This is a genomic window from Sphingobacterium sp. UBA5996 (assembly GCF_002429765.1).
In the GTDB taxonomy this organism is placed as follows: Bacteria; Bacteroidota; Bacteroidia; order Sphingobacteriales; family Sphingobacteriaceae; genus Sphingobacterium.
Map to the genome: position 1 here is coordinate 131,536 of NZ_DJAS01000007.1, position 25,020 is coordinate 156,555.

General features: G+C 37.8%; 23 protein-coding genes. 22 read left to right on the forward strand and 1 reads right to left on the reverse strand.

Translation table 11 applies throughout. The annotated features are described in order from the left end of the window. Nucleotides 1–33: 33 nt before the first annotated feature. Nucleotides 34–1,512, reverse strand: a complete 1,479-nt coding sequence (locus tag B3E00_RS05185) for a hypothetical protein (RefSeq protein ID WP_293937383.1) — start codon at nt 1,510–1,512, stop codon at nt 34–36. 238 nt (nt 1,513–1,750) lie between these two features. On the opposite strand from B3E00_RS05185, the gene B3E00_RS05190 reads away from it, so the two are divergent. The 22 genes from B3E00_RS05190 to B3E00_RS05295 all read left to right on the forward strand — a co-directional run bounded on the left by B3E00_RS05190 (nt 1,751) and on the right by B3E00_RS05295 (nt 24,927). Continuing rightward, nucleotides 1,751–4,279 (forward strand): SLBB domain-containing protein, encoded by a 2,529-nt coding sequence (locus B3E00_RS05190; RefSeq protein ID WP_293937386.1) that lies wholly within the window; start codon nt 1,751–1,753, stop codon nt 4,277–4,279. A gap of 7 nt (nt 4,280–4,286) precedes the next feature. After that, the gene (locus tag B3E00_RS05195) at nt 4,287–5,369 is read left to right on the forward strand and encodes a lipopolysaccharide biosynthesis protein (RefSeq protein ID WP_293937389.1); all 1,083 of its coding nucleotides are present in this window, start codon (nt 4,287–4,289) and stop codon (nt 5,367–5,369) included. Nucleotides 5,370–5,374: 5 nt separating this feature from the next. Further along, nucleotides 5,375–6,562 carry a UDP-N-acetylglucosamine 4,6-dehydratase gene (locus tag B3E00_RS05200; protein ID WP_293937392.1) on the forward strand — a complete coding sequence of 396 codons (1,188 nt, stop codon included), beginning with the start codon at nt 5,375–5,377 and terminating at the stop codon, nt 6,560–6,562. A gap of 3 nt (nt 6,563–6,565) precedes the next feature. Further along, the gene (locus tag B3E00_RS05205; protein ID WP_293937394.1) at nt 6,566–7,708 is read left to right on the forward strand and encodes a LegC family aminotransferase; all 1,143 of its coding nucleotides are present in this window, start codon (nt 6,566–6,568) and stop codon (nt 7,706–7,708) included. Beyond that, complete coding sequence (locus tag B3E00_RS05210) at nt 7,698–8,324, forward strand: acetyltransferase (RefSeq protein WP_293937397.1); 627 nt, start codon at nt 7,698–7,700, stop codon at nt 8,322–8,324. The genes B3E00_RS05205 and B3E00_RS05210 overlap by 11 nt, the downstream gene beginning before the upstream one ends. Further along, on the forward strand, nt 8,324–9,328 hold the full coding sequence (gene neuB / locus B3E00_RS05215) for an N-acetylneuraminate synthase (RefSeq protein WP_293937400.1): 1,005 nt from the start codon (nt 8,324–8,326) through the stop codon (nt 9,326–9,328). The genes B3E00_RS05210 and neuB overlap by 1 nt, the downstream gene beginning before the upstream one ends. Further along, nucleotides 9,329–10,483: a UDP-N-acetylglucosamine 2-epimerase gene (gene neuC, locus B3E00_RS05220; RefSeq protein WP_293937403.1), complete on the forward strand. Its 1,155-nt coding sequence runs from the start codon at nt 9,329–9,331 to the stop codon at nt 10,481–10,483. It begins immediately after the preceding gene. After that, entirely contained in the window at nt 10,480–11,529 is a 1,050-nt protein-coding gene (locus B3E00_RS05225) for a nucleotidyltransferase family protein (protein WP_293937406.1), read from the forward strand. The genes neuC and B3E00_RS05225 overlap by 4 nt, the downstream gene beginning before the upstream one ends. A 2-nt stretch (nt 11,530–11,531) precedes the next feature. Then, nucleotides 11,532–12,545 (forward strand): Gfo/Idh/MocA family protein, encoded by a 1,014-nt coding sequence (locus B3E00_RS05230; RefSeq protein WP_293937408.1) that lies wholly within the window; start codon nt 11,532–11,534, stop codon nt 12,543–12,545. A 1-nt stretch (nt 12,546) separates the two neighbouring features. Then, on the forward strand, nt 12,547–13,299 hold the full coding sequence (locus tag B3E00_RS05235; protein ID WP_293937410.1) for a cytidylyltransferase domain-containing protein: 753 nt from the start codon (nt 12,547–12,549) through the stop codon (nt 13,297–13,299). Between the two features lie 14 nt (nt 13,300–13,313). Then, on the forward strand, nt 13,314–14,606 hold the full coding sequence (locus B3E00_RS05240; RefSeq protein ID WP_293937412.1) for a glutamate-1-semialdehyde 2,1-aminomutase: 1,293 nt from the start codon (nt 13,314–13,316) through the stop codon (nt 14,604–14,606). 48 nt (nt 14,607–14,654) lie between these two features. Beyond that, nucleotides 14,655–15,407 carry an SDR family oxidoreductase gene (locus B3E00_RS05245; protein WP_293937413.1) on the forward strand — a complete coding sequence of 251 codons (753 nt, stop codon included), beginning with the start codon at nt 14,655–14,657 and terminating at the stop codon, nt 15,405–15,407. A 71-nt stretch (nt 15,408–15,478) separates the two neighbouring features. Beyond that, nucleotides 15,479–16,627, forward strand: coding sequence for a hypothetical protein (locus tag B3E00_RS05250; RefSeq protein ID WP_293937415.1), 1,149 nt, complete (start codon nt 15,479–15,481; stop codon nt 16,625–16,627). Then, the gene (locus B3E00_RS05255; protein ID WP_293937417.1) at nt 16,617–17,915 is read left to right on the forward strand and encodes a lipopolysaccharide biosynthesis protein; all 1,299 of its coding nucleotides are present in this window, start codon (nt 16,617–16,619) and stop codon (nt 17,913–17,915) included. Before B3E00_RS05250 ends, B3E00_RS05255 begins: the two co-directional genes overlap by 11 nt. A 6-nt stretch (nt 17,916–17,921) precedes the next feature. Further along, nucleotides 17,922–18,998, forward strand: coding sequence for a glycosyltransferase family 4 protein (locus tag B3E00_RS05260; protein ID WP_293937419.1), 1,077 nt, complete (start codon nt 17,922–17,924; stop codon nt 18,996–18,998). Between the two features lie 10 nt (nt 18,999–19,008). Continuing rightward, nucleotides 19,009–20,097: an EpsG family protein gene (locus tag B3E00_RS05265; protein WP_293937421.1), complete on the forward strand. Its 1,089-nt coding sequence runs from the start codon at nt 19,009–19,011 to the stop codon at nt 20,095–20,097. 7 nt (nt 20,098–20,104) lie between these two features. Continuing rightward, nucleotides 20,105–21,166, forward strand: coding sequence for a glycosyltransferase family 4 protein (locus tag B3E00_RS05270; RefSeq protein ID WP_293937424.1), 1,062 nt, complete (start codon nt 20,105–20,107; stop codon nt 21,164–21,166). A 34-nt stretch (nt 21,167–21,200) separates the two neighbouring features. After that, nucleotides 21,201–22,028 carry a glycosyltransferase gene (locus tag B3E00_RS05275; RefSeq protein WP_293937426.1) on the forward strand — a complete coding sequence of 276 codons (828 nt, stop codon included), beginning with the start codon at nt 21,201–21,203 and terminating at the stop codon, nt 22,026–22,028. A gap of 85 nt (nt 22,029–22,113) precedes the next feature. Beyond that, nucleotides 22,114–22,635 carry a 3'-5' exonuclease gene (locus B3E00_RS05280; protein WP_293937428.1) on the forward strand — a complete coding sequence of 174 codons (522 nt, stop codon included), beginning with the start codon at nt 22,114–22,116 and terminating at the stop codon, nt 22,633–22,635. A 364-nt stretch (nt 22,636–22,999) separates the two neighbouring features. Beyond that, nucleotides 23,000–23,464, forward strand: a complete 465-nt coding sequence (locus tag B3E00_RS05285) for an adenylyltransferase/cytidyltransferase family protein (protein WP_293937431.1) — start codon at nt 23,000–23,002, stop codon at nt 23,462–23,464. Nucleotides 23,465–23,500: 36 nt separating this feature from the next. Next, nucleotides 23,501–23,923 (forward strand): adenylyltransferase/cytidyltransferase family protein, encoded by a 423-nt coding sequence (locus B3E00_RS05290; RefSeq protein ID WP_293937434.1) that lies wholly within the window; start codon nt 23,501–23,503, stop codon nt 23,921–23,923. 5 nt (nt 23,924–23,928) lie between these two features. Further along, nucleotides 23,929–24,927, forward strand: coding sequence for a mannose-1-phosphate guanylyltransferase (locus tag B3E00_RS05295; protein ID WP_293937437.1), 999 nt, complete (start codon nt 23,929–23,931; stop codon nt 24,925–24,927). The last annotated feature ends 93 nt before the right edge of the window (nt 24,928–25,020 follow it).

A 25,020-nucleotide genomic window follows, 5' to 3' on the forward strand; every position in this document is an offset into this window, starting at 1 on the left:
AAATTTTCAGTGCGCCACAGCTGGCACCTCTCTTTACTCAGCTCCGAGCGCGCGAAACAGGTTTTTCTTTCCTTCCGAATCTTTTAGCGCATTGACATGATACTTTGCATCTAATAGGTTTGCGGCAGATTTTTTAGCGAGATAGCGATTGACATATTGAGCGGCATGTGCATAGGTAAACGCTCTGCAATCTATATTAACGCTGATGCCCTTGTCAAAATTGCCATAGGTAAGGCCTGTTACGGTTTCATTCGACGAGATTGATTTTATGCTGTTCGTATGCAATCCGCTGATATTCAATGTGAGTGCCGGGTAGTAGAAATCCGATTGATTGGGAAATTTGACTTTCACAATCAATTTATTCCCTTCGATGCGGCTGCTGATTATGCTGTTTTGTCGGTTGTAATTGTATTCATAATACTCTTCTTGCGAAGGAAACCACAAAATGTCCTTGCCGTCTTTTCCATAGGTATTGTTCAGCCAGAGCAGGAGCTGCGCCCAGTCATGATCCGTTTCGTGTACACCAATATGGACTGCCTCGCGGTGAGCCACATCTTTTGCTGCAGCATCGTTGACCAGTTTTTCTACCTCGGCGGCGTGATTGACAAATACCCGGGCCAAGGTCTTTTGCTGCAAGGGTGAGTTGACCTGATACGGGATGAGCTTATCGGCACCGGTCTGTGCAGTCATGGTCTGGATCGCTGGAAACCCAAGCGCAGCCTGCAGGTACGATTTATTTCCATTGGGCTCGGCCAAAAACTTGATGTTTCGCCCATTCAATCGTTTTTTAGTGATTTGTTGTGCCAGGTCAAAATGCTTGATTAGGGAGTCGACATTGTTGACAGCGGCGGTATTGAGGTCGTGGAATGCAATGGCATTGCCATCGTTGAGCATTTCGATCACATTGTTCCATCGAAGACCTGATTTCATGTAGAAGCGGAAGAAGTTTTCCGTAAAGCCTTTCTTTACGACAGTTGGGTCGTTCATAAACTCCCATTCCGGCGCCAGTGTGGTGGTAAAATGGAACCTCACCTCATTGCCAAAACCATTGGTACTGCCCAGTGTTTTGCCGAGTAGATAACTGTTGGGTGGCATATCATCAGCTTCCAGGTGCTCAATGTCAAAATAATATTTCCGTTTAATGTCCGAGCGGTCAATAGGTTTGCCATTAATGGCTGCCCAGGTCATGCTGAAAGCCGATTGCTTACAGTCGTCCTGTGTGAGCATAAATAATAAGCTCTTGTTATATTTTAGTGGCGGAATGTTTACAATTGGCGTTTCTGTTATCCCGTGTCCAGGTTGAAGTTCGATGATGATCTCCGCTTCTTGTCCGGTCTTTTCTTCACCAAAAGGATAGGCATACCGGTTTGTATTTCCGCTGTTATCTGGCGGTAATACCTCTTTTCCATCTCCGTTTTTATTGCCCGGGTAAAGATCTTTTTTTAGGCAAGAAGACAATAGGCTACATCCTAACGTAATAAGAATAGCCTTTGTGTAAATAATTTGGCGCATGCGCAAATATAGGCCTTATTAACGGATTAACTATTTCGTTAAATAAAAAAAATAATCAAATGATTCCCTGCTACACTATTGTGTAGCAATAGGAACAGATTTTACGTATTGTTACAATAGACTTTTTCCAAGCCTCGTTGAATAACGAATGAATTGCCCTAGAAAAGCCGATTCAGGAAATATTTCAATCATTTAATTAAATAGTTTTACTAATTTTGCGGCAAATACCGCGGTGTCGATGAAAAGAATAATATTATGGTTATGCATAGCAGGATTTGTGGGTACAGTACACGCACAGACCAATCCTGCGAATATAAAAGTAGACAATCTAAGTGACGCACAGATTGAACAGTATGTTAAACAGGCCGCTTTAATGGGGTACGACGAAAGCCAGTTAGATGGCTTTGCACGTGCACAAGGCGTTTCAGCTGTCGAAGTTCAAAAATTAAAAGAACGTCTGGCGAATATAAAACGTAAAAAACAGCAGCCAAATCCTTCACAAGGATCTTCTAACCAGTCGCGCAATACGCGCAGCAATGGCCGTCAGGTGGATGGTTACGCCAATGCAGATTCTTTGCAAAATAAGCAGACAAATAGAAGGGATTCGATGGAAAATGAAGAAGGGAAGCTGAAGATTTTTGGCTCAGACCTTTTTAAGAATAATGCCATCACTTTTGAGCCCAATCTGCGTATGGCTACACCCAGCTCGTACATTATTGGTCCCGACGATGAGATCCTGTTAGATATCACAGGCGATAACGAAGCCTCTTATCAACTTCCCGTAAGCCCCGATGGAACCATTAAAGTTGAATATGTCGGCCAGATCAATGTGGCTGGTTTATCCATTGCTGCAGCCAAAAGTAAAATAGAGCAACGTTTGAGCGGTACTTACCCCGCAATACGCTCAGGAAGAACGCAGGTGAGCGTTAATATTGGTAACATCCGTACCATCCGTGTAACTTTAACCGGGGCTGCCACCAAACCGGGCACCTACAGTTTACCTTCTTTAGCGACGGTGTTTAATGCCCTGTACGCCGCAGGTGGTCCCAATAAAAATGGTACCTACCGTAAGATCCAGGTGATCCGCGGCAATCGGGTGATCAGCACGATTGATGTGTACGATTTTTTAGCCAATGGTATTCAACAAGGAAATATCCGTTTACAAGATCAAGATATCATTCATATCCCCGTTTATGGTGCCAGAGTGCAATTTGAAGGCGAAGTCAAACGGCCCGCCATTTTTGAGACTGTACCTGGAGAATCCCTTTCTGATATCTTGCGTTATGCCGGCGATTTCACCGAAAATGCCTATAGTGCCAAGGTTAAAGTGTTACAGACTACAGGACGTGAGCGGAGTGTACAAGATATCTACGCCGACCAGTTTGCAAACTACACCCCCAAAAGTGGCGATCAATATATCGTAGAACCTATTTTGGATCGTTTTGCCAATCGTATCAGTGTTTTAGGAGCAGTATTTCGTCCCGGCATATTTGGTTTAGAGCCAGGCATGACGTTAAAGCAAGTGCTGGAGATGGCCGATGGCGTGCGTGAAGATGCTTTCTTGGAACGCGGTATTATTAATCGTCTTAAGGCAGATAATACCTCCGAATTGATCAATTTTAATGTACGCGATGTCCTTGCCGGAACTGCAGCAGATATTCCATTAAAAAGAGAAGATAAGATTGAGATTTCTTCCATCTTTGATCTAAGAGACGAATATAAATTTACTGTACAAGGCGAGGTCCGTTTTCCCGGTGATTTCCCATTTGCCAGCAATGCGACGCTGGGCGATCTTATTCAGAAAGCCGGTGGATTGACGGAGGGTGCTAAGAATGCCAGGGTAGAAATCGCCCGACGCATCAAAAATCTTGACGTAACCGATCACCGCTCATCGAAGACCATTTTGGTGGATATTAAAGAGGGTGTATTGACCGATCCTAATATGACATTACAGCCTTATGATGTGATTTCTATTTTAGGTGATGCCGGTTTCCGTACGCAGCGTCAGGTGAAAATTGAGGGCGAGGTGCTTTATCCTGGTTTCTATACCATCTCACGGGAAGACGAACGCATTTCCGATATTATACAACGTGCTGGTGGTTTAACTCCCTATGCCTATACAGAGGGTGCATCATTAAAACGCACAGGTATGTCTAAATTACAGGCAGCAGAGAAAAAGGAACAAGAGCGATTGAAGAAAGAACTGGAAAAGGATAGGCTGGATGAAGAAGGCAATCAAAAAGATACAAGCCTAGATCAGGATACTGAACGAAACTATGATGGTACGAAAGCAAAAAGTGCAGCTTTGGCAAAAGTATCACAACAAGGTACTTCAGAATCTGATATCGAGCCGAGTGACCTTGTGGGTATTGAATTGAATAAAATCTTAGAAAAGCCTTACGAGAAAGGTGACCTTTTGGTTTTGGATGGCGATATAATCAATGTTCCAAAGGAATTGGAGACAGTTAAGGTTGTGGGTGAGGTGTTGAATCCAAACAATGTGGTCTATGTGAAAGGCAAGAATTTAAAGTACTATGTGAACCAAGCTGGAGGGTTTACTGATAATGCGTTAAAGAAACGTGTTTTTGTACAATATGCGAATGGCGCGGTAAAAGGGAAAGCCGGAGGATATCCAGAAGTTAAACCAGGGGCTGAAATTGTGGTGCCTAAGCGTGCTCCAAGAGAAAGATTAAGCTCACAAGCGTGGATTGGTATCGGTACTGGTATTGCATCTACTTTAGCCATCATCATTAGTTTATTTAAATAGTTTAGTAGTGAAAGATAAACATAGTCAACTAAGGGGTGATGAAATGTCTTTAAAGGAATTTATCTTAAAGACACAAAGTTGGATCAAATACCTGTTTTCAAAATGGTACATCTGGATGATAGCAGGACTCATGGGGGGAATAACTGGATTTTTATATGCAAAATATCGCACTATAGAATATACTGCAACAACGACATTTGTATTGGAGACAGGAGAGAGCGCAGGCGGAGGGTTAGGACAAATGGCTGGCCTAGCAGCTCTTGCGGGGATCGATCTCGGTGGATCTGGCGGTGGTATTTTTCAAGGAGATAATCTCTTTGAGTTATATAAGTCTCGCAAAATGATTGAGGCCGTTCTGTTACATAAATCGTCCAGTGATAGCTCGTTGACACTCATGGATCGGTATATTTCCATGGAAAAGTTGGAAGATAAGTGGAAAGCTAAAAAACCTGAATTAATTCAATTGGATTTTTCGAAGAAAACACCTGCTAATCTTCAGCGTGACAGAGATAGTATTTTGCAAGCCGTTGTAAAAGATATTAATAAAAATAACCTTACCGTTGGCAAATTAGATAAAAAGTCAGGTTTGATAAAAGTTGACGTAAAATCTACTGATGAATTGTTTTCGAAAGAGTTCAACGAAGCTTTGGTAGCCCAAGTAAATGAATTCTACATTAAAACCAAGACAAAGAAATCTTTGGACAATATCCATATCCTGCAGCGGAAAACAGATTCTGTCAGGGCTGTGATGAATGGAAATATCTCAGCGGCGGCAGTAGTTGTAGACGCTACGCCGAATTTAAATCCAACGAGACAGGCACAACGGCTGGTGCCAACTCAAAGGTCCCAATTTTCGGCCGAAACAAATCGTGCAATATTGGGACAGTTAGTTCAAAACTTAGAAATGTCCAAAATGGCGTTAATGAAAGAAGCGCCATTGATCGAAAAGGTAGATGAACCTGTTTTGCCTCTGTCAGACGATAAAATTGGAAAGCTCAAAACAGCGATCTTGGTTGCCACATTATTTGGTTTTTTTGCAGTTTTTGGACTTATTTTACGTAAGGTATATATTAATGTTATTCGAAGTTAACAGTGATGAATATATTAAAACTTATAGGACGGGACAAAAAGTTGTTTGAAAACGACTTACTTGCATTTCAAACTGAACTTATTACGATAGTTTCAGCATCGAAGTTTTTAGTCATTGGAGGTGCAGGTTCCATTGGTCAGGCGACTGTCAAAGAAATTTTTAAGCGTAATCCGAAGAAGCTGCATGTTGTTGATATCAGCGAGAACAATATGGTCGAGTTGGTAAGAGATATTCGTAGTTCATATGGGTATATTTCAGGTGACTTTCAAACATTTGCGCTTGATATAGGATCGATTGAATACGATACCTTTTGGGAAGCGGATGGTGATTATGACTATGTATTGAATCTATCTGCCTTAAAGCATGTGAGGAGCGAAAAAGATCCTTATACCCTTATGCGGATGATAGATGTTAACATCTTCAATACAGATAAGACCTTACAGCAAGCCATTACAAAAGGTGTAAAAAAATATTTTTGTGTTTCTACCGATAAGGCTGCTAATCCCGTCAATATGATGGGGGCTTCAAAACGTATTATGGAAATGTTTTTAATGCGAAGAAGTAAGGATATAAAAATCTCTACAGCGCGTTTTGCCAATGTTGCTTTCTCAGACGGTTCGCTTTTGCATGGGTTTAATAAACGTATAGAAAAAAAGCAGCCTATTGTTGCTCCAAACGATATAAAAAGATATTTTGTTACTCCTAGTGAATCGGGTGAACTATGTTTGATGTCTTGTATATTTGGTGAAAATAGAGATGTTTTCTTTCCAAAGTTGAGTGAAGATCTTCATTTGATCACCTTTGCTGAAATAGCCACGCGATATCTTAATACGATAGGTTACACTCCTTATTTGTGCCGGGATGAAAATGAGGCACGTTATTTAATAGACACCCTACCTCAACAGGACAAATGGCCATGTTTATTTGCAGCGAGCGACACGACTGGAGAAAAAGATTTTGAAGAATTCTTTACGGAAAATGAGCTGCTGGATATGGAGCGATTTGAAAACTTAGGTGTGATAAAAAATGAACTAAACATTGAAGAAGAGAAGTTGCAGCATTTCGAATTCATCATTTCGGAAATGAAGCAAAACCGTAAATGGACAAAAAATGAAATTGTTAATCTGTTTTTTTATATGATTCCTGGCTTTGGTCACAAAGAAACAGGGAAGTATTTAGACGCAAAAATGTAATCAATGGATTATATCAATAAATTTACCTCCTTTGTAAGAGAGCAATACCGTACCGAAAGTTTTATTCCTTTACATGAGCCTCGCTTTAGGGGGAATGAAAAAGTATATTTGCTGGATACGATCGATTCGACTTTTGTTTCGTCTGTAGGAGAATATGTTAATGAATTTGAGCGTAAAATGGAAAGCTATACGGGCACGGCAAAAGCTGTGGCTGTTGTTAATGGAACAGCATCTTTACAAGTCGCTTTACGATTAGTGGGTGTCTCCAAGGGGGATGAAGTAATTACACAAGCCCTTTCTTTCATAGCTACAGCGAATGCGATTTCTTACAATAACGCTACACCAGTATTTTTGGATGTGGATCTTGATACCATGGGATTATCGCCAAACGCTGTTCAAAATTTTTTGGAAAATTATGGCGAATTGAGAGACAATGGTTGTTATAATAAATCTACTGGCAATAAGATTTCTGCATGCGTGCCTATGCATACTTTTGGATTTCCTGTACATTTGGATGAGTTGATTGCCATCTGTAATAGATGGAAAATTCCAGTTGTGGAAGATGCTGCAGAATCTTTGGGAAGTTATTATAAGAGACGACATACAGGCACGTTCGGCCAAGTTGGATGCTTTTCGTTTAATGGAAATAAAACTATTACTTGCGGAGGAGGTGGAGCATTAGTTACCCTTGATCTCAATCTTGGTAATCAAGCAAAACATCTTACTACTACTGCAAAAAAACCACATCCGTATGAATTTTTTCATGATGAAGTAGGATACAATTATAGAATGCCTAATTTAAATGCTGCCCTTGCCTGTGCTCAAATGGAAATGCTTGAGTCTTTCTTAGCGGACAAACGTCAATTGGCGGCCGAGTATATAGATTTCTTCAAATCTATTGATGTAAATTTTAGAACGGAAACAAATGACACCAAAGCAAATTATTGGCTGATGTGCGTTGAGTTAGATGATATCGATGAGCGAAATCTTTTTTTAAAGATTTCCAATGACAATGGTGTAATGACGAGGCCTATATGGACGCTAACCTATAGATTACCAATGTATCGTCATTGCTACCGCGATGCGCAAGTGAATGCAGAATTTCTAGAACAACGTATTGTAAATATTCCAAGTAGTGTACGATAATATCAATATAGCGATAATCGGTTATTCTGGTCATTCATTAGTCATACTGGATGCGGCTAGTGAAGCTGGGATTATTGTAACCAGTTACTGTGAAAAAGATGAAAAATCTTTCAATCCATTCAATTTGAAATATCTGGGAGATGAAAGTAGTGAACATTTTGACTGGAACATCGTAAGCAGTTTTATTTTAGGTGTGGGAGATAACCAGATACGAAAAAAGCTTGCCGCGTTGATTACGTCAGAGGGGAAACAATTGACTACAATTGCTCACCCCAGTGCACGTATTAGTAGCATGGCTAAAATAGGTTTAGGCAATTTTTTCGCTATGAACTGCGTTATTAGTGCTTTTGCGCGAATAGGAAATAATTGTATCTTGAATACTGCTTGTGTCATAGAACATGAATGTCATATATTCGATCATGTTCATATCGGTCCGGGCGCTATATTAACTGGTAACGTTACGGTCGGAGAATCGTCGTTTATTGGAGCAAATGCAGTAGTAAAACAGGGGGTGAAAATTGGAGAAAATACTGTGGTTGGTGCCGGAAGTGTGGTACTTCAAAATATTCCAAGTAATGAAGTATGGGCAGGTAACCCAGCAAGAAAAATTAAATAATGAAAAAAACGCTAATTATTGCCGAAGCAGGTGTGAATCATAATGGCGACATAAATAACGCGATTAAGCTTATTGATATTGCCGTGGAGGCTGGAGTAGATTATATTAAATTTCAGACTTTCAAAGCAGAGAAATTGGTGTCTAAAAACGCAAAAAAAGCCGATTATCAAATTCAAAATATGGATGGTGAGGAGGATTCCCAATATGCAATGCTGAAGAAATTAGAACTATCCCTTCAAGATCATGAAACGCTAATCAATTATTGTAAAAGTAAGGGAATACAATTTTTCTCTACCGCATTTGATTTGGATTCATTACAATATTTAAAAGATATAGGATTAGAGTTAGTTAAAATACCTTCTGGAGAAATAACGAATCTACCTTATTTAAGAAAAGCAGCAAAGTTGTTTTCAAAAGTGATATTATCAACAGGGATGTCAACCATGAATGATATTTCCTCGGCAGTCGAGGTTTTCAGAGCAGAAGGTGTTACAGACATAACTATTTTGCATTGCAATACTGAATATCCGACTCCCATGGAAGACGTCAACCTAAGGGCCATGCTAGCTATCAAGGAAGAATTTCAAACAGAAGTTGGCTATTCGGATCATACTTTAGGAATAGAAGTTCCTATTGCAGCAGTCGCCTTAGGTGCCTCAGTTATCGAAAAACATTTTACATTGGATAAAACGATGCAAGGGCCCGATCACGCGGCATCTCTTGAGCCTATAGAATTAATGAATATGGTTGCTGCCATACGAAATATTGAGTATGCGATGAAAGGGAATGGTCTAAAGGCACCTTCCCCGTCTGAATTAAAAAATATCGCAGCAGCACGCAAAAGTATTGTTGCCGCTAGAGGTATTAAAAGAGGTGAATTGTTATCGGAGGATAACTTAACTGTCAAAAGACCCGGAACTGGAATTTCACCTATGTGTTGGGATGAAATTATAGGTAAAATAGCAATTCGAAATTTTGATGAAGATGATTTAATCGAAGTTTAGATGAAAAAAATTTGTGTCGTTACTGCTACGCGAGCTGAGTACGGTCTTCTAAGACCTTTGATGGATTTAATTAAACATTCCGATAGGATGCTGTTGCAGATTATTGCGACCGGTACACACTTATCTGCTGAGTTCGGGCTTACTTATAGGCAAATTGAGGCCGATGGTTTTTTGATTGATGAGAAACTGGAAATTTTACTGTCTTCAGACACCTCTACAGGTATTGTGAAAACAATGGGCTTAGCTTTGAACGGAATGGCAGATATCATGCCGAGGCTCAAACCTGATATGTTGGTTATTTTGGGTGATCGTTATGAAATGTTAGCTATTGCCTCTGCGGCTACCATGTTTAAAATTCCTATTGTTCATATTCATGGAGGAGAAATTACAGAAGGCGCATATGATGACGCTATTAGGCATGCCTTAACGAAGTTGAGCCATTTACATTTCACTTCAACAAAAGAATATAGAAATCGTGTGATCCAGATGGGGGAAAATCCCGATACCGTATTTAACGTAGGGGCAATTGGCTTGGATAATATAAAGAATTTGAAACTATTAACACGGGGAGAGTTAGAGACTGAGCTAAACATCAGGTTTAAAAAATATAACTATCAAATCACATTTCATCCAGAAACACTTGGACAAGTAAGTTCAGCGGAACAATTTCAGATTTTATTAGACGCAATAGATCAGCAGGAAGACAGCTTTTTTGTTTTTACAAAAGCCAATGCGGATACGGATGGAAGAGTGATAAATCAAATGATCGATAAATATGTTGCCGATAATCCAGGTAAGGCGGCAGCGTATTCGTCATTGGGCACACTGCGATTTCTATCATTGGTTAAGGTTTGCACTGCTATAGTAGGAAATAGCTCTAGTGGTATTTTGGAAGCACCTTCTTTAAAAGCACCTACAATAAATATTGGCGACAGACAACGCGGACGTTTACAGGCTGCAAGTGTAGTAAATGTATCCTGTGAAGGAAAAGAAATATTGAATGCTTTTGAAGTCATCAAGACTTACAGTTTCCAGAAGAATTTAGATAATATAGTCTCTCCTTATGAAAATGGGGGTGCCGCTCAACAGATTCTGAATGTTATAGAATCCCATCTTGATCTTAAAGCCGTTAAAAAATTTTACAATTTAATATGAGTATTGTAGAGAAACATACCATTCACAAAGATTTGTCCATCAGAGATGCCTTGATTAAGTTGGATCTTATCTCACCATCATCGATTTTATTTGTTGTGGATGAAAAAAACTTATTGCTTGGATCTTTAACTGATGGAGACCTGCGGCGTGGGTTTATAAGAGGTCTGGACTTTGAAAATAATTTGTTGGATTTTGTACAGCCCAACCCGGTTTTTATCGGTGAGCGAGAATACGATCTCAATAAACTGGACCAGTTTCGAAAAGATCATTTAAAGATCATACCAATTATTAACAGTGAAAGACAGATTATAGATATACTTGATTTTAGTCAGCGTAAGACCCTCATTCCTGCTGATGCGGTATTAATGGCCGGTGGTGAAGGAAAACGCCTACGTCCACTGACTGAGAAGACGCCTAAACCGTTGCTTCTCGTTGGCGAAAAGCCAATTATTGAATATAATATTGATAGGCTAAAAGAAGTTGGTGTTCATACCATTAATATTAGTATAAATTATTTAGGAGATCAACTCGAGCAATATTTTGGTGATGGCAGCCAAAAAGATATTCGAATCAACTATGTACGAGAGACCAAGCCTCTGGGAACGATAGGTTCGGTCCTACTTGTTGAAGATTTTGACCATGAGGATATAATTGTCATGAACTCTGATCTATTAACAAATATTGATTTTAATGATTTTTTCAAAACATATCAAGAAGCTAAAGCGGACATGATCGTTGCCACAACGTCCTATCATGTAGATGTGCCTTATGCCGTGTTGGAAGTAAATGAAAATAATGCAGTCAAATCACTGAAGGAAAAACCGAGATATACTTATTATTCCAATGCAGGCATTTATATTTTAAAGAAGAATTTACTTTCTATGATTCCGCGAGATAAATTTTTCGATATCACGGATCTTATGGATCGTATTATTGAAATGGACCTTAAATTGGTGACTTATCCGATCAATGGTTACTGGTTGGATATTGGGAAGCATGAGGATTTTAAGAAGGCTCAGGAAGATATTAAACATATTAAATTTTGAAAATGGAAAAGAAAATATTGGTTATAGGACTTGGATCAATGGGCAAAAGGCGTGTTAGAAATTTGCAGGCGCTTGGTTATAAAAATGTATATGGTTTTGATTTGAGGTCTGATAGACGATTAGAAGCTCAGCAAAAATATGGTATTGATGTGTACGATGATTTTGATTTGGCCTTAAAAGAGTCTATTGCAGCATTTATAATTTCTGTTCCTCCAGATCTTCATCATATTTATATGAAAAGAGCTGTTGAGCTCGGAATCCCAGCTTTTATTGAAGCGAGCGTGGTCGATACCGATATGGAATTTCTTATTGAAAAAGCGAAAGATAAGTCGGTGTTATTGGCTCCGTCATGTACTTTACATTTTCATCCTGCGATAAAGAAAATAACCCAGATTGTTTCTAGTAGAGAGCTTGGATCAATTTCTAATATATTATATCATTCGGGGCAATATTTACCAGATTGGCATAGTTATGAACCTGTAAGCGAATACTATGTTTCTAAAAAGGAAACTGGGGGAGGCCGTGAAATTGTTCCATTTGAACTGACCTGGATAACCATGCTTTTTGGATTTCCTACGCGTATTGTAGGGCTTTACAAGAAAACTATTAACATTGAAGGGGCAGCAAATATAGACGATACTTATAATCTATTAATGGATTATGAAAACATGATATTTAACCTATCCGTTGATGTCGTTTCCAGGTATGCGACAAGAAGGCTGGTAATAAATGGGAGCGATAAGCAGCTGTATTGGAATTGGGATGACAATCTAATTAAGATATATGATCCTGTATCGAATGTATGGGAAGAAATCGCTTATGAAACGCTTTCCGCAGAATCAGGTTATAATAAAAATATTACTGAACAAATGTATATCGATGAAATGGACATGTTTACCAATGCGGCTTTTAACGCTAAAAGTTATCCAAACTCGTTGGAGCATGACCATAAGGTGTTAAAAGTTTTGTATGCAGTAGAAAATTCAGATGATAAAAATATAATTTCAACTTTCTAGGATGTCTACAGGAATTTTTATTACAGCTAGGTTAGGATCTACACGCTTAAGACAGAAACATTTGATAAAAGTCGATGATCTTACCTTTTTGGAGTGGCTTCTAAAAAGAATGGAGTCTGAATTTATTTCTGAATTGGAAAGTAATCAAGCTAAAATCTTTATAACAACTTCAATAAAGACAGAGAATAAAAGATTTGAGGATTTTTCAGGTCAACATGTAGAAGTTTTTTATGGATCAGACGATAATATTCCTTTAAGGCATCTTCAATGTGCTCAGGCGCACGGTATAGAAAATATCATCGCTATTGATGGTGATGATATTTTGTGTTCGCCTACTGCTGCCAGGCTAGTCTTGAATGAACTTATCTCAAATCGGCCGATTGCGAAATCAATGGGTTTACCACTAGGGATGAACGTTATGGGATATAAATCAGAATTTCTAGCGCGCGCATTGACGAACAAAAAGAATAAAACTTTAGAAACAGGATGGGGCAAAATATTTGATATTGAACAATGTCATAATGTGATAATGACAAGCCAGCCTTCTTATGAAAGTTTGAGAATGACATTAGATTACGAAAAAGATGCAGTTTTTTTTGAAACTACCATTAAGTCGCTAGGTAAGCAGATCCTGTTGCTGAAGGATGAGGATTTGATTCGTCATATTCTTTCAAATGGATGGAACAGTATCAATGAAGAACTGAATGATGAATATTGGAGCAATTTTAATAAGCAAAAAAACGACGAAAATTAGACGCTTTAAAGAAAATGAACTACAAAGAGAGATTACACGAACTAATTCCTGGGGGAGCACATACATATTCGCGTGGAGACGATCAGTTCCCAGAAAATGCACCATCAATATTAGAAAGAGGGGAGGGTTGTTATGTTTTCGATGATCAGGGACGTAAATTCTTAGATTTTGGAATGGGATTACGGTCCGTTAATATCGGATATGGAAATAAAGAAATTGCTGACGCATGTTATGCTGAAATTCTAAAGGGGAATAATCTGACGCGGGCTTCTATGACGGAGCTAGCTGCGGCTGAATTAATGGTGGATTTATTGCCTTCCGTCGAGATGGTTAAGTTTGCCAAACATGGCTCTGCTGTCACTAGCGCTGCAGTAAAGCTTGCCCGTGCTTATACAGGTCGAAAATATGTTGCTGTGCCATTTGAACAACCATTCTTTTCTTATGACGATTGGTTTATTGGTTCAACCGTTCTAGAGCGTGGAATTCCAAGCGAATTCGGTCAATTTACATGCAAGTTTCATTATAATGATATCCAATCGTTGCAGCTGTTGTTCGATCAATATCCGGGTCAAATTGCAGGTGTGATTATGGAGCCTACAACAACCGTAGGACCGGTTAATGATTTTTTACATCAGGTGAAAGATCTATGTCATCGTAACGGAGCAATATTTATTCTTGATGAAATGATTACCGGATTTCGCTGGGACCTGAGAGGCGCGCAATCTTATTTCGATATAGAGCCGGACCTCTGTACTTTTGGTAAAGCAATGGCGAATGGTTTTGCCGTAGCGGCATTGGGTGGTAAGAGAGAAATAATGAAAATTGGCGGTATCCTGGAAGAGGGAGCTGAACGTGTTTTCTTAACTTCAACGACGCATGGAGCAGAAATGAGTGCGTTGGGAGCATTTATCAAAACAGTGGAAGTTCTTCAGCGCGACAATGTTGTGCAGCATTTTTGGGATTTTGGGAAAAGATTGACGGACGGAATGAATAATATTTCCAGCGGTCTAGGTCTCGCAAATAATTTCTATGTGGAAGGATTTGCCTGTTCACCAAATTATGTTGTGAAGGATGCTGAGCACAATATTTCTTTACCGCTAAGGACATTGTTCGCACAGGAAATGATCACAAATGGCGTAATGATGCCGTATTTGGCGCTGTCACATGCCCATCAAGATAAAGAGCTGACGCTAACTTTAGATGCGGTACAAGCTTCTTTGGAAGTAGTTAAGAAAGCATTGGAAGGTAATATTGAGGAGTTTTTAAAATCAAAAGTTATTAAACCTGTTTTTAGAAAATATAATTAACCGCGGATATAATTGGTACAAAACAGGTTTACGTAAAAATAGATAATTATGAGTTCATTAAATGGTAAAGTAATTATTCTGACCGGTGCTTCAGGTTTAATTGGTTCGCTAACAGCTGCAGATTTAGCAAAAAAGGGAGCCCTTGTTATAGGAGCAGATATAGTTCAAAGAGAGCATGCGGAAAGAAATGTTGATTTTTTCCAGAGCAATGTTGCCCAAAGACATGACATTGATCGATTGGTAGCGTATGTGCTAGACAAATATGGCAAAATTGACGGATTAGTTAATTTGGCCTATCCGAGAACAGCTGATTGGGGAACACGATTTGAGGATATTCCTTTTGAGTCTTGGCAGGAAAATGTCGATATGCAACTCAATGCTGTTTTTTACATTTGTCAACGGGTATTAGCGGTTATGAGAGACCAACAATCGGGTGCGATTGTAAATATCGCATCTATTTATGGTGTCGTTGGCAATGATTTTTCCCTCTACCAGGAATATGGAGGAACTTCTCCTGCAGCTTATGCTGCAATAAAAGGTGGCGTGATCAACTTCTCTAAATACTTGGCCTCGTACTATGGTAAATATAATGTACGTGTGAACTGTGTCTCGCCTGGCGGTATTATAGACGAGAAAAATCAGCATCCGTCTTTTATCAAAAGATATAGCGATAAATCACCATTAGGTAGGATGGGACGTCCTGATGAGATCGCGCCCGCGATTAGCTTTCTATTGTCAGATGATGCTTCTTTTATCACCGGTCATAACTTAATGGTAGATGGCGGTTGGACTGCTATTTAGTGGCAATAAAAGAATTTTGATTACAATTCAAGAGCCTATAATTAATTTCTAAATCAGAAGGGAAGGGAGACATGAGAATAATAATAATGGATCATGAGCCATTTCATGAGCGTAAAATAGATTTCTATTTCATTGAAGATTTTCAAAAGAAAGGGTATAAGGTGGAGTATTGGTCATTGTGTGACGTCCTTCCTTATATGAGAAAAGCGAAATTTAATTATCGTATTGAAAAAGAATATGTTAATTACATTAATACTTTAAATGAATTGTTTGAAAAGCTGGAAACATTAAATCCTAAAAATGATTTATTAATCGTTGAATTTTGGTATTTATATAGCACAAAAAGAATCTTTGAAAAAATTACTATCAATGGATTAAAGTGGATAAGAATAGATTATTACTTAAATCCAACAAAATCTTTGATACAAACGCCATCTTTTATTGATAAACTAAAAGCATTGAATTTTAAAACTTTGTTTGATAGATCGATAAATTGGGCTTTTAATCGTTTCGCCAATCACGAGTTTGAAATACCTGATCTTTTATTTATTACCGGACAAAGTCAAGAGTATATTAACCGTGCTAAGAAACTGGTGTCATTGGATTATTTTGATGTGATAGAATATGAAAAAAAGAAGGACGGAATATCAATCCTAGGTCAGCCCTACATTGTTTATCTTGATATGATGATACTGGATCATCCAGATATCATTATGCTAGGTAAGGAAAATATGATTTCCAAATCAGCATACTATAAGGAAATTAACGAGGTTTTTGACAAAATTGAGCGATGTACTGGTTTAAAGATTGTGATAGCTAGCCATCCAAAAGCTGTATATAAAAATGAATTTGGGGATAGATTAGTCCTTGCCAATAGGACCGCTGAGCTTGTTATTCATTCAGAAATGGTTATTACGCATGGAAGTTTGGCAATTAGCTATGCTCTTTTAGCGGGGAAGCCGATTATCTATCTAAACTTTGCGAGATTATTTTTAAAGAATGACTTTTTAAAGTCGGTATATAGAAATATGCAATTGGGAAAAGATCTAATCGGTGCTACAATAATTAAAGAAGATGTTACATGTGAAAATCTAAACGTAAGTGTAGATTTTGAAAAGTACCAAAATTATCTCACCAACTATTTTTGTAAAGCGGAAAAAAATATTTCCAATTTTAACGTTGTATTTAAGGAAGTTTTAGACTTGATGGATGAAAATTAATAGTATTTTTAAAAGTAGTTTATTAAAATCCAGTTTGATATATACATTTTGCGATGCTGTAAATAAAGCTGTACCATTCTTAATATTGCCTTTATTAAGTTATTATTTAACACCAAGTGATTATGGCATCATAGCTAATTTCAATGTACTACTTGCCATTGTCACTATTTTCATTACATTAGGGGTAGATGGGGCTGTAAGTGTCAATTATTATAAATTTACTAAGGATGATTTAGCGCGTTATATCTTTAACGCATGTTTGCTAACAAGTATAATGACAATTGTGATAATTGCAATCTTTTCATTGTTTTATCACCTAGTTTATGATTTTGTCAAAGTTCCCCGCCACTATCTTTTTCTTTTAGTGCTGATGGCTTTTGGTACGACTATAACTTCAATCAATTTATCATTGTGGCGTCTGGAGGAAAAAGCCCTTAACTTTGGTATCTACGAAATTTTACAAACGATTGTAAATATCGGCGTCTCGTTGCTGCTGGTCATCTCATACCATATGGGATGGGTAGGACGCGTAGATGGTATGCTTGTCGCGGCGATGTCATTTGGTCTGTTTAGTTTAGTTCTGCTGTATAGGAGAGGTTATCTTAAAATTGATATTGACAATCTTTATATAAAAGATATTCTCTATTTCGGTGTCCCGCTGATTCCCCACGCTCTTAGTTTCTGGATAAGATCGGGCATTGACCGAATCTATATAACTAAATTTATAGATGAGAGTGCAACAGGTTTATACGCAACAGGCTTTCAATTTGGAACCCTTGTTTCCTTCTTGACATTGTCTTTTAATAATGCTTTTACTCCTTATTTGTATAAATCGTTAAGCACTGTGGATGAGGAAGAATTGAATAAAAATAAAATAAAATTGGTTAAAATTACTTACTACGGTATTGGCATTTTGATCATATCTTGTTTGCTTTTTACACTTTGTTCTAATTTTATTCTGGAAACTTTTTTTTCATCAAAATATATACAAGCAAAAGAGTTTGTGTTTTGGGCAATACTGTCGCAGACTTTTCAAGGGATGTATTTACTCTTTGTCAATTACATATTCTTTGTTAAGCGTACTAAGACGTTAGCCTCAATAACTTTCTTTTGTGCGTGTTTACAACTGCTTTTGAGCTATTTTGCAATAAAAAGTTATGGTCCGTTAGGAGGTGCATATTCCACTGTGATCATTAGCTTTATTAATTTTATTATGGTAGCTTTTTTTAGTAATAGGGTTTACGCCATGCCTTGGCTTTTGTTTTTGAAAAGTAGAAAGGGGAAATAGATAAAAATGAATATCGTTTTATTAAGTAGTAATATCACAAATGCCGGTGGAACAGAAAGGATAGGCATAGGACTGGCAAATGAATTGATAAATTCGGTTGCGTCTAGTGTAACTATTATTAGTTTTTTTGGCTCCAACACGCCTTTTTTTGATGTTGATAAAAGGATACGTATAGTAACGTTATTTCAGCGGGAAGTGCCTCTTTTTATTCTTTTTCCAAAACTCATATGGAAATTGAGGCGGATTTTTAAAAAGTGTCCAGAAAGATCTATTGTACTTAATATTGGTGCCCTGTTGTGTCCTTTTTCAATAGTCGCCAACGTGGGATTATCGCACCGTAATATCGTTTGGGAACATTTTAATGTCTCATTAATTTTTAAAAGTTTCAAAGAGCGTTTTGCACGCTATATGGCAAGTAATTATGCCGATGCTATCGTTACTTTGACGTTGAAAGACAGAGAGATGTATTTGACAAACTTTGCCTGTAAACCAAAAGTTAGTGCTATACCAAATTTCCTAACACTTGACATTAAATCTAATTTTCATTTAAAATCTAATAAGGTTGCTCTAGCTGTAGGTCGATTGACAGAGCAAAAAGCATTCTATCGCCTGATCAAAATATGGTCTAAACTACCTTCTCATCTGCAGGATTGGAGGCTCGATATTGTTGGTGACGGCGAGGATGAAGCAGTTTTGAAAGAGCTAATTGCTGATTATAAGCTCGACAATGTTAATTTAATAAAAACAACTTCTACTATTGAAGATCATTATGAGCAAGCATCTATCTATTTGATGACATCACGTTGGGAAGGATTGCCAATGGTGTTGATTGAAGCCCAGTCTTACGGTCTTCCCATTATTAGTTACGATTGCCTTACGGGACCCCGCGATATAGTAAAAGATGGATATAATGGTTATTTAGTGCCTGATGATCAAGAGGAAGAATTTGTTGCTTCCCTTACTCGTACTATGGAGGATGATAAGCTAAGGGAAGAGTTCTCTTTAGCCGCTAAGGGAGATAGTACAAGGTTTAATAAGACGGCTGTTATTGAATCTTGGCTTCAACTATTTAAAAGTATCTAATATTTCTATTATGATTTGGTACTGGCTTATATTCGTAATTGTTTTAATTTTTTGTGTTATCGATGTTTTTAAGATAACGATAAGAACTGCCTACAAAAAATTAATAATGCTCGGTCTGATAATTTTATTGGGCCTATTTGCCGGATTAAGGTTTGAATGCGATAATGACTATCTGGAATATGTTCGCATATATAACCAGGCGCCAACACTATGGGAATTTTTTGTGGGAGGATATAATTTGAGTGATGTTTATGGAGAACCATTTTTTGTTGTTACTAATGTTGTTTTTAAATCGATTAAGGCTCCCGAATATATTTATCTTACTTTTGTCGCCTTTTTAAATTTGTTTTTTCTTTATAAAGTTATTGTAGGATTCTCCAAATACTGGTTTCTTTCCCTTTTTCTTTATGTATCATTGATGTACTTGGGTGGTGGTTTCACACAGATCAGGTTCGGCGTAGCGACTACGTTAGCTTGGTATGGTCTGCTTAAATATTACAGTGGCAAGTCATGGCAGTCGGTATTGATAATTATTTGTGCGACTATGTTCCATATCAGCGCTATTGCCATTTTTATTATATATATAACCAATCGTGTATTGAAATTGAATACAATGGGCGTATTAGTCGTTTCTGGATTGGCAATAATGGTTACTTTCTTCTCCTTAAGCGATATATTTGGTAGACTTTTAGGGGTTTTACTTGGTGATAGTCGATATATAAGCTATTTGACCGGAGAGGATTATACAGAAAAAGCAAATAGTTTTTCTATCTATTTTTATTGTTTCAATATATTGATTTACTGGTTTTTTCGGGAGCAGATAATAAAAGATATTGGCGAAAATCGATTTGTGTTTTTTTTAAAGGTTGGACTGGCGGCTGTGTTGTTTGGAGCTGTTTTTAATCAAATGGCGATATTATCACGTTTTGGTTTAATCATGCAGTTTGTGTACATCTTTATCATTCCTCATACCATAGGGCTTCGACCAGTGAGACTATCTATGCTAATTCTTTTGTTTGTCTATGGAATTTTTAGATACAATCAGTTTTTATCCGAAAATTCTTTTATTCAAAAATATCAAAACGTAATAACTAAATAAATAAAAAATGAGGATTTCCATATTGGTACCTGCATTGAAGAATGCCGGACCTATTTTAGTTGCAAGAGATATCATTTCAAATTTGGTCAACATGTACCCAAATGATGTAGTGTCTTTGTTTTATTTTGACCAGCTAGATGAACCTCTTAACGTGGACTGTCCTGCGTATTGGATTAAAGATAAAAGTAAACTAACACATCTTTTTACTAGCGATATTGTGCATTCACATGGTATACGACCTGATTATTTTATTTATAAAAATCGAAGTAAAATTAAAGGTAGATGTTTGAGTACACTGCATGGAATATATTACGAAGAATACAAACTTCAATATGGGCCTATAGCTGGGAAAGTGATAGAGACATTTTGGACGTATATTTTGCGAAAGCATAATAGCATAGTTGTATTGACAAATATCATGAAGCAGCATTATACGAAATCGATTCCTGTTGCTAAGATGACCGTAATTAATAATGGTCGCAATTTGAGTCATCATGATATTGATCCAGATGATAAAATAGTCTTTAAAAAATTAAAAGAAAATTATAAAGTCTTAGGTGTAGCTTGTGTAATGACAAAAAGGAAAGGGGTGCGGCAGGTTGTTGAGGTTTTGCCTTCGATGCCAAATTTTGCTTTAGTCGCTATTGGAGAGGGACCTGAGAAAGTTGCGTTAGAGGCTCGTGCAAAAGAGTTGGGAGTTGCTGATCGGTGCCATTTTCTTGGCTCTCGATTGGAAGGAAGCAGATATAATCGTTATTTTGACTTTTACATTTTTCCATCTTATATGGAGGGATTGCCATTAGCGTTGCTCGAAGCAGCAGGTGCGGGTAAAGCGATAATTGTCTCTGACATAAATATACACCGTGAAATATTTTCTGAAGACGAAGTTTCTTATTTTGATTTGGATAATCCTGAAGCGTTAATCGAGGCTATTCAAACTGCTGATTTAAATAGAGTATCACTTGAAAAGAATGCAAAAAAAGTTTATTTACAAAGGTTTACATCTTTTATTATGGCTCAATCATATTACAAACATTACAATACGTTATTAAAAGAAGGTAATTTTTAATTCCACAGAATTAGTTGAAGATAATTTAATAAATATGATGAAATTTTCCGTTTTAATGTCGGTTTATATTAAAGAAAAACCTGAGAACTTATCAGTGGCCTTGAACAGTATTGTGGATCAAACATATCCTCCCGACGAAATTGTTTTGGTGAAAGATGGGCCATTAACTCCGGAATTGGAGCGAACTATCAGTGAATTTGATCAAAAACATCCGCAGCTTTTGAACTTGATAAATCTTACAGAAAATACAGGTTTGGGTCATGCTTTGAACGTTGGACTGGAACATTGTAGCCATGAGCTCGTTGCACGAATGGATACCGATGACGTTAGCCGACCGCAACGTTTTCAAAAACAGGTTGAGTTTATGAGTGCTAACCCTGAAGTGGATGTGGTGGGAGCTAATATAGAAGAATTTCATAGTATACCCGGAGATCTGAATAGATTTAAGATGTCCCCTGAGTATCATGACGATATAGTAAATACAATCTATCTTCGTAATCCCTTTAATCATCCATCTATTATGATGAGAAAAACAGCTGTTTTACAGGCTGGCAACTATAGGGCCGATTTATTGCTGTTTGAAGATTACGCACTTTTTCTTACCTTATGGAAAAAGGGTGCTAGGTTTTATAATATCCAGGATACTTTACTCGACTTTAGGGTTGGAGACGGAGTTGAAACGATTAAGCGTAGAAGCGGATTGCACTATTTAAAAAAAGAAAATAAGTTTTTAGCTTATGCCCGTTCGATCAACGCTTTTAATGCTTCGCAACTTATAAAATACAGGTTATTCAAATTTCCAGTTCGACTGTTACCTCCAAAAATAGTATTATACATCTATAACACTTTTTTTCGAAAGTAAGTCTTCAATTTGGTGTATATGGCTATAGATAGGTCGTATATTGATTGAAAATTAGTAATTTTACTACAACTTTGGAGAAGTGACTATGCAATCAGGATTAAGTTTTACCGCAATAGATTTCGAAACAGCTACAGCAGATCAGAATTCGGCTTGTGCCATCGGGCTTGTTGTTGTTGAGCAGGGCATTATTGTGGAGGAGTTTTATTCCTTGATTCAGCCTCCTCAAAATAAGTACATGTGGCAGACTACGCGTGTGCATGGTATCCGACCTAAAGACACAGTGCAAGCACCTACCTTTAAAGATTTATTTCCTCAGATTTACCCTCTTATTAATAATCGTATTATGGTAGCACATAACGAATTGTTTGACCGTGGAGTGCTTCGCAAAACCATGAATTATTACAATTTACCTTACGAATTCCTTGGTTTGCATGAAAAATGGGAATGCACCTTCAAAATTTACCAAGGTAAAGGTTTTAAACCTGCGCGTTTGAACGCATGCTGTGAGGTACTTGGTATTGAACTTAACCACCATGAAGCGCTTTCTGATGCTAGAGCTTGTGCACAGTTATACCTAAGACATGGAAATGTTGCATCGCTCGTGTAATCTATTAAGTTCTTTTTGTTTAATTAGCTATTTGTCGCATTAGAACGACCCGAAGCCGTAGCCGCCGGAACTGTAATCCTAGCTGTAACCGAAAAGATCAAAATAGTAGAGAATACGAATAATTTATTGCATAAAAAGTCGATTTATTGAAAAATGATTGAATTACACAACCCCTAAGGTGATGGAAATGCTGCAACTCATATTATTAATTTTATTAAGAACCTTAATTAATGTCGTTAAATCTCCTCAAATTAATAAGTATATAATTTTCGAACCAAATCTTCACTCCGTTTGTTATTAGATATATCTTATCTTTGATAGATGAATACAATAAATTTTCTATTCCATTAAAATCAATGTGACTATGATGAATATTCCAGAAAAAGGGATGCGTATAGGTATTACGTTCAGTGCATTCGATCTACTGCATGCAGGGCATATCAAAATGTTGGAAGATGCAAAAAGACAATGTGACTATTTGATTTGTGGATTGCAGACAGACCCAACACTTGACCGTCCAGAAAAAAATAAGCCTGTTCAGACCGTTGTTGAGCGTTATGTACAGCTTAAAGGATGTAAATATGTGGATCAGATTGTTCCCTATGCTACCGAACAGGATCTCGAAGATATCTTACGTTCCTTCAATATTGATGTGCGTATAGTCGGTGATGAATACCGCGAGAAGAACTTTACGGGAAGAGCATATTGTGAGGAAAAAGGGATTGAGCTTTATTTTAATAGCCGAGATCACCGCTTCTCAAGTTCTGGCTTGCGGCGGATTGTGGCAGATGCCAGCTCAGACCATGAACCTGCCCTCAAAACTATCTAATGCACGCGCATCAACCTTTTAAGAACAGATTGTAAGATGAAAATTGGAATTACCTTTGGCGTGTTTGACTTACTGCACGCTGGCCATATTATGATGCTTGAAGAAGCAAAAAGAAATTGTGATTACCTGATTATTGGTTTAAATACGGATCCATCAGAAGTTTTTCCCGAGAAAGCAAAACCAACACAGACCATTGTAGAACGTTATGTACAGTTGGAAGGCTGCCGTTATGTGGATGAAATTATCCCCTATGAGACCGAGCAGGATTTGATTGATATCATCAAAGCTTTTCCGATTGATATCCGTATTATCGGTGAGGAATATCGGGATAAAGATTTTACTGGGCGTTCTTATTGCGTGGAGGAAAATATTGATATCTATTACAATAAACGCACACACCGTTTTTCCAGTGCAGGTCTGCGCCGTGTTGTTGCTGCTAAAGAAAGTGAGAAAAAATAAAAATTATGAGCAATATCATTCACGTTGTTTTAACAGGTGGTGTAGGGAGCCGTCTATGGCCACTTTCACGGAAAAGTTACCCGAAGCAATATCTTTCGCTTTTTAAGAATGGATCGTTGTTCGAAATGACTGTAAAGCGCAATCAATCGTTGTGTGGACAGGTGATTGTGGTTGGAAATCGTGATAATCATACCTTGAGTAGAGAGGTGATGGAAAACAATAAGATCGATTACATCGATATTGTTGAAGCAACTCCACGTAATACCGCTGCTGCAATTGCTTTTGCTGCCTTTGCTGCGCAGCCAGATGATATTTTGGTCGTTACACCGTCTGATCATGTAATTGTCGGGGATGAAGCGTATGCTGCGGCCATAAAGGAGGGTGTTGAAAAAGCGAATAAGGGCTATATTGTTACCTTTGGGATTCAGCCAACCCGACCTGAAACGGGATATGGTTATATCGAATATAAGGAGGACAAAGTATTGTCTTTCCGTGAGAAGCCAAACCAGGATACTGCGGAGGACTTTATCGAACGTGGAAATTTTCTGTGGAATTCGGGCATGTTCTGTTTTCGGGCAGATACTTTCTTGGCGGAACTTCAAAATTTTGAGCCTAAAGTGTATGCAACAGCCTATAACGCGTGGAAGCATCGGCAGAATGGCGAATTGGATCTTCAACTTTCGAAAGATATTCCTTCTATTTCCATTGACTATGCAGTGATGGAGCGCTCCAAGAAGATTCGCGTCGTGGCGACAAGTTTCCAATGGTCAGATTTGGGCTCTTTTGAATCGATGTATGATTACTTGAAACAGACGGGGCATCCTGTGGATGAGAACGGTAATATGGTTATCGGTACGGATATCTATACTGCATTTGTAGGTTTGCGCGATAGCATCCTTGTGCATACCAAAGATGCGATCTTGGTATTGCAGAAGGAGAAATCCCAAGATGTGAAAAAGATTTACAACACGTTAGAACGTCATCAGTCCAAGTTGATTGACTAACGGAGGTTGTGATGTTCAATTAACATGTAGTTCAAGTCAGTCTACTGTACAATATCCTGAAAAAAGATTAAAAATAAAGAGGCTGTCTCAAAA

Coding starts and splice junctions, on each gene's coding strand:
- B3E00_RS05185 (WP_293937383.1), bottom strand. CDS start 1,512: ATGCGCCAAATTATTTACACAAAGGCTATTCTTATTACGTTAGGATGT.
- B3E00_RS05190 (WP_293937386.1), top strand. CDS start 1,751: ATGAAAAGAATAATATTATGGTTATGCATAGCAGGATTTGTGGGTACA.
- B3E00_RS05200 (WP_293937392.1), top strand. CDS start 5,375: ATGAATATATTAAAACTTATAGGACGGGACAAAAAGTTGTTTGAAAAC.
- B3E00_RS05205 (WP_293937394.1), top strand. CDS start 6,566: ATGGATTATATCAATAAATTTACCTCCTTTGTAAGAGAGCAATACCGT.
- neuB (WP_293937400.1), top strand. CDS start 8,324: ATGAAAAAAACGCTAATTATTGCCGAAGCAGGTGTGAATCATAATGGC.
- neuC (WP_293937403.1), top strand. CDS start 9,329: ATGAAAAAAATTTGTGTCGTTACTGCTACGCGAGCTGAGTACGGTCTT.
- B3E00_RS05225 (WP_293937406.1), top strand. CDS start 10,480: ATGAGTATTGTAGAGAAACATACCATTCACAAAGATTTGTCCATCAGA.
- B3E00_RS05230 (WP_293937408.1), top strand. CDS start 11,532: ATGGAAAAGAAAATATTGGTTATAGGACTTGGATCAATGGGCAAAAGG.
- B3E00_RS05235 (WP_293937410.1), top strand. CDS start 12,547: ATGTCTACAGGAATTTTTATTACAGCTAGGTTAGGATCTACACGCTTA.
- B3E00_RS05240 (WP_293937412.1), top strand. CDS start 13,314: ATGAACTACAAAGAGAGATTACACGAACTAATTCCTGGGGGAGCACAT.
- B3E00_RS05245 (WP_293937413.1), top strand. CDS start 14,655: ATGAGTTCATTAAATGGTAAAGTAATTATTCTGACCGGTGCTTCAGGT.
- B3E00_RS05250 (WP_293937415.1), top strand. CDS start 15,479: ATGAGAATAATAATAATGGATCATGAGCCATTTCATGAGCGTAAAATA.
- B3E00_RS05255 (WP_293937417.1), top strand. CDS start 16,617: ATGAAAATTAATAGTATTTTTAAAAGTAGTTTATTAAAATCCAGTTTG.
- B3E00_RS05260 (WP_293937419.1), top strand. CDS start 17,922: ATGAATATCGTTTTATTAAGTAGTAATATCACAAATGCCGGTGGAACA.
- B3E00_RS05265 (WP_293937421.1), top strand. CDS start 19,009: ATGATTTGGTACTGGCTTATATTCGTAATTGTTTTAATTTTTTGTGTT.
- B3E00_RS05270 (WP_293937424.1), top strand. CDS start 20,105: ATGAGGATTTCCATATTGGTACCTGCATTGAAGAATGCCGGACCTATT.
- B3E00_RS05275 (WP_293937426.1), top strand. CDS start 21,201: ATGATGAAATTTTCCGTTTTAATGTCGGTTTATATTAAAGAAAAACCT.
- B3E00_RS05280 (WP_293937428.1), top strand. CDS start 22,114: ATGCAATCAGGATTAAGTTTTACCGCAATAGATTTCGAAACAGCTACA.
- B3E00_RS05285 (WP_293937431.1), top strand. CDS start 23,000: ATGATGAATATTCCAGAAAAAGGGATGCGTATAGGTATTACGTTCAGT.
- B3E00_RS05290 (WP_293937434.1), top strand. CDS start 23,501: ATGAAAATTGGAATTACCTTTGGCGTGTTTGACTTACTGCACGCTGGC.
- B3E00_RS05295 (WP_293937437.1), top strand. CDS start 23,929: ATGAGCAATATCATTCACGTTGTTTTAACAGGTGGTGTAGGGAGCCGT.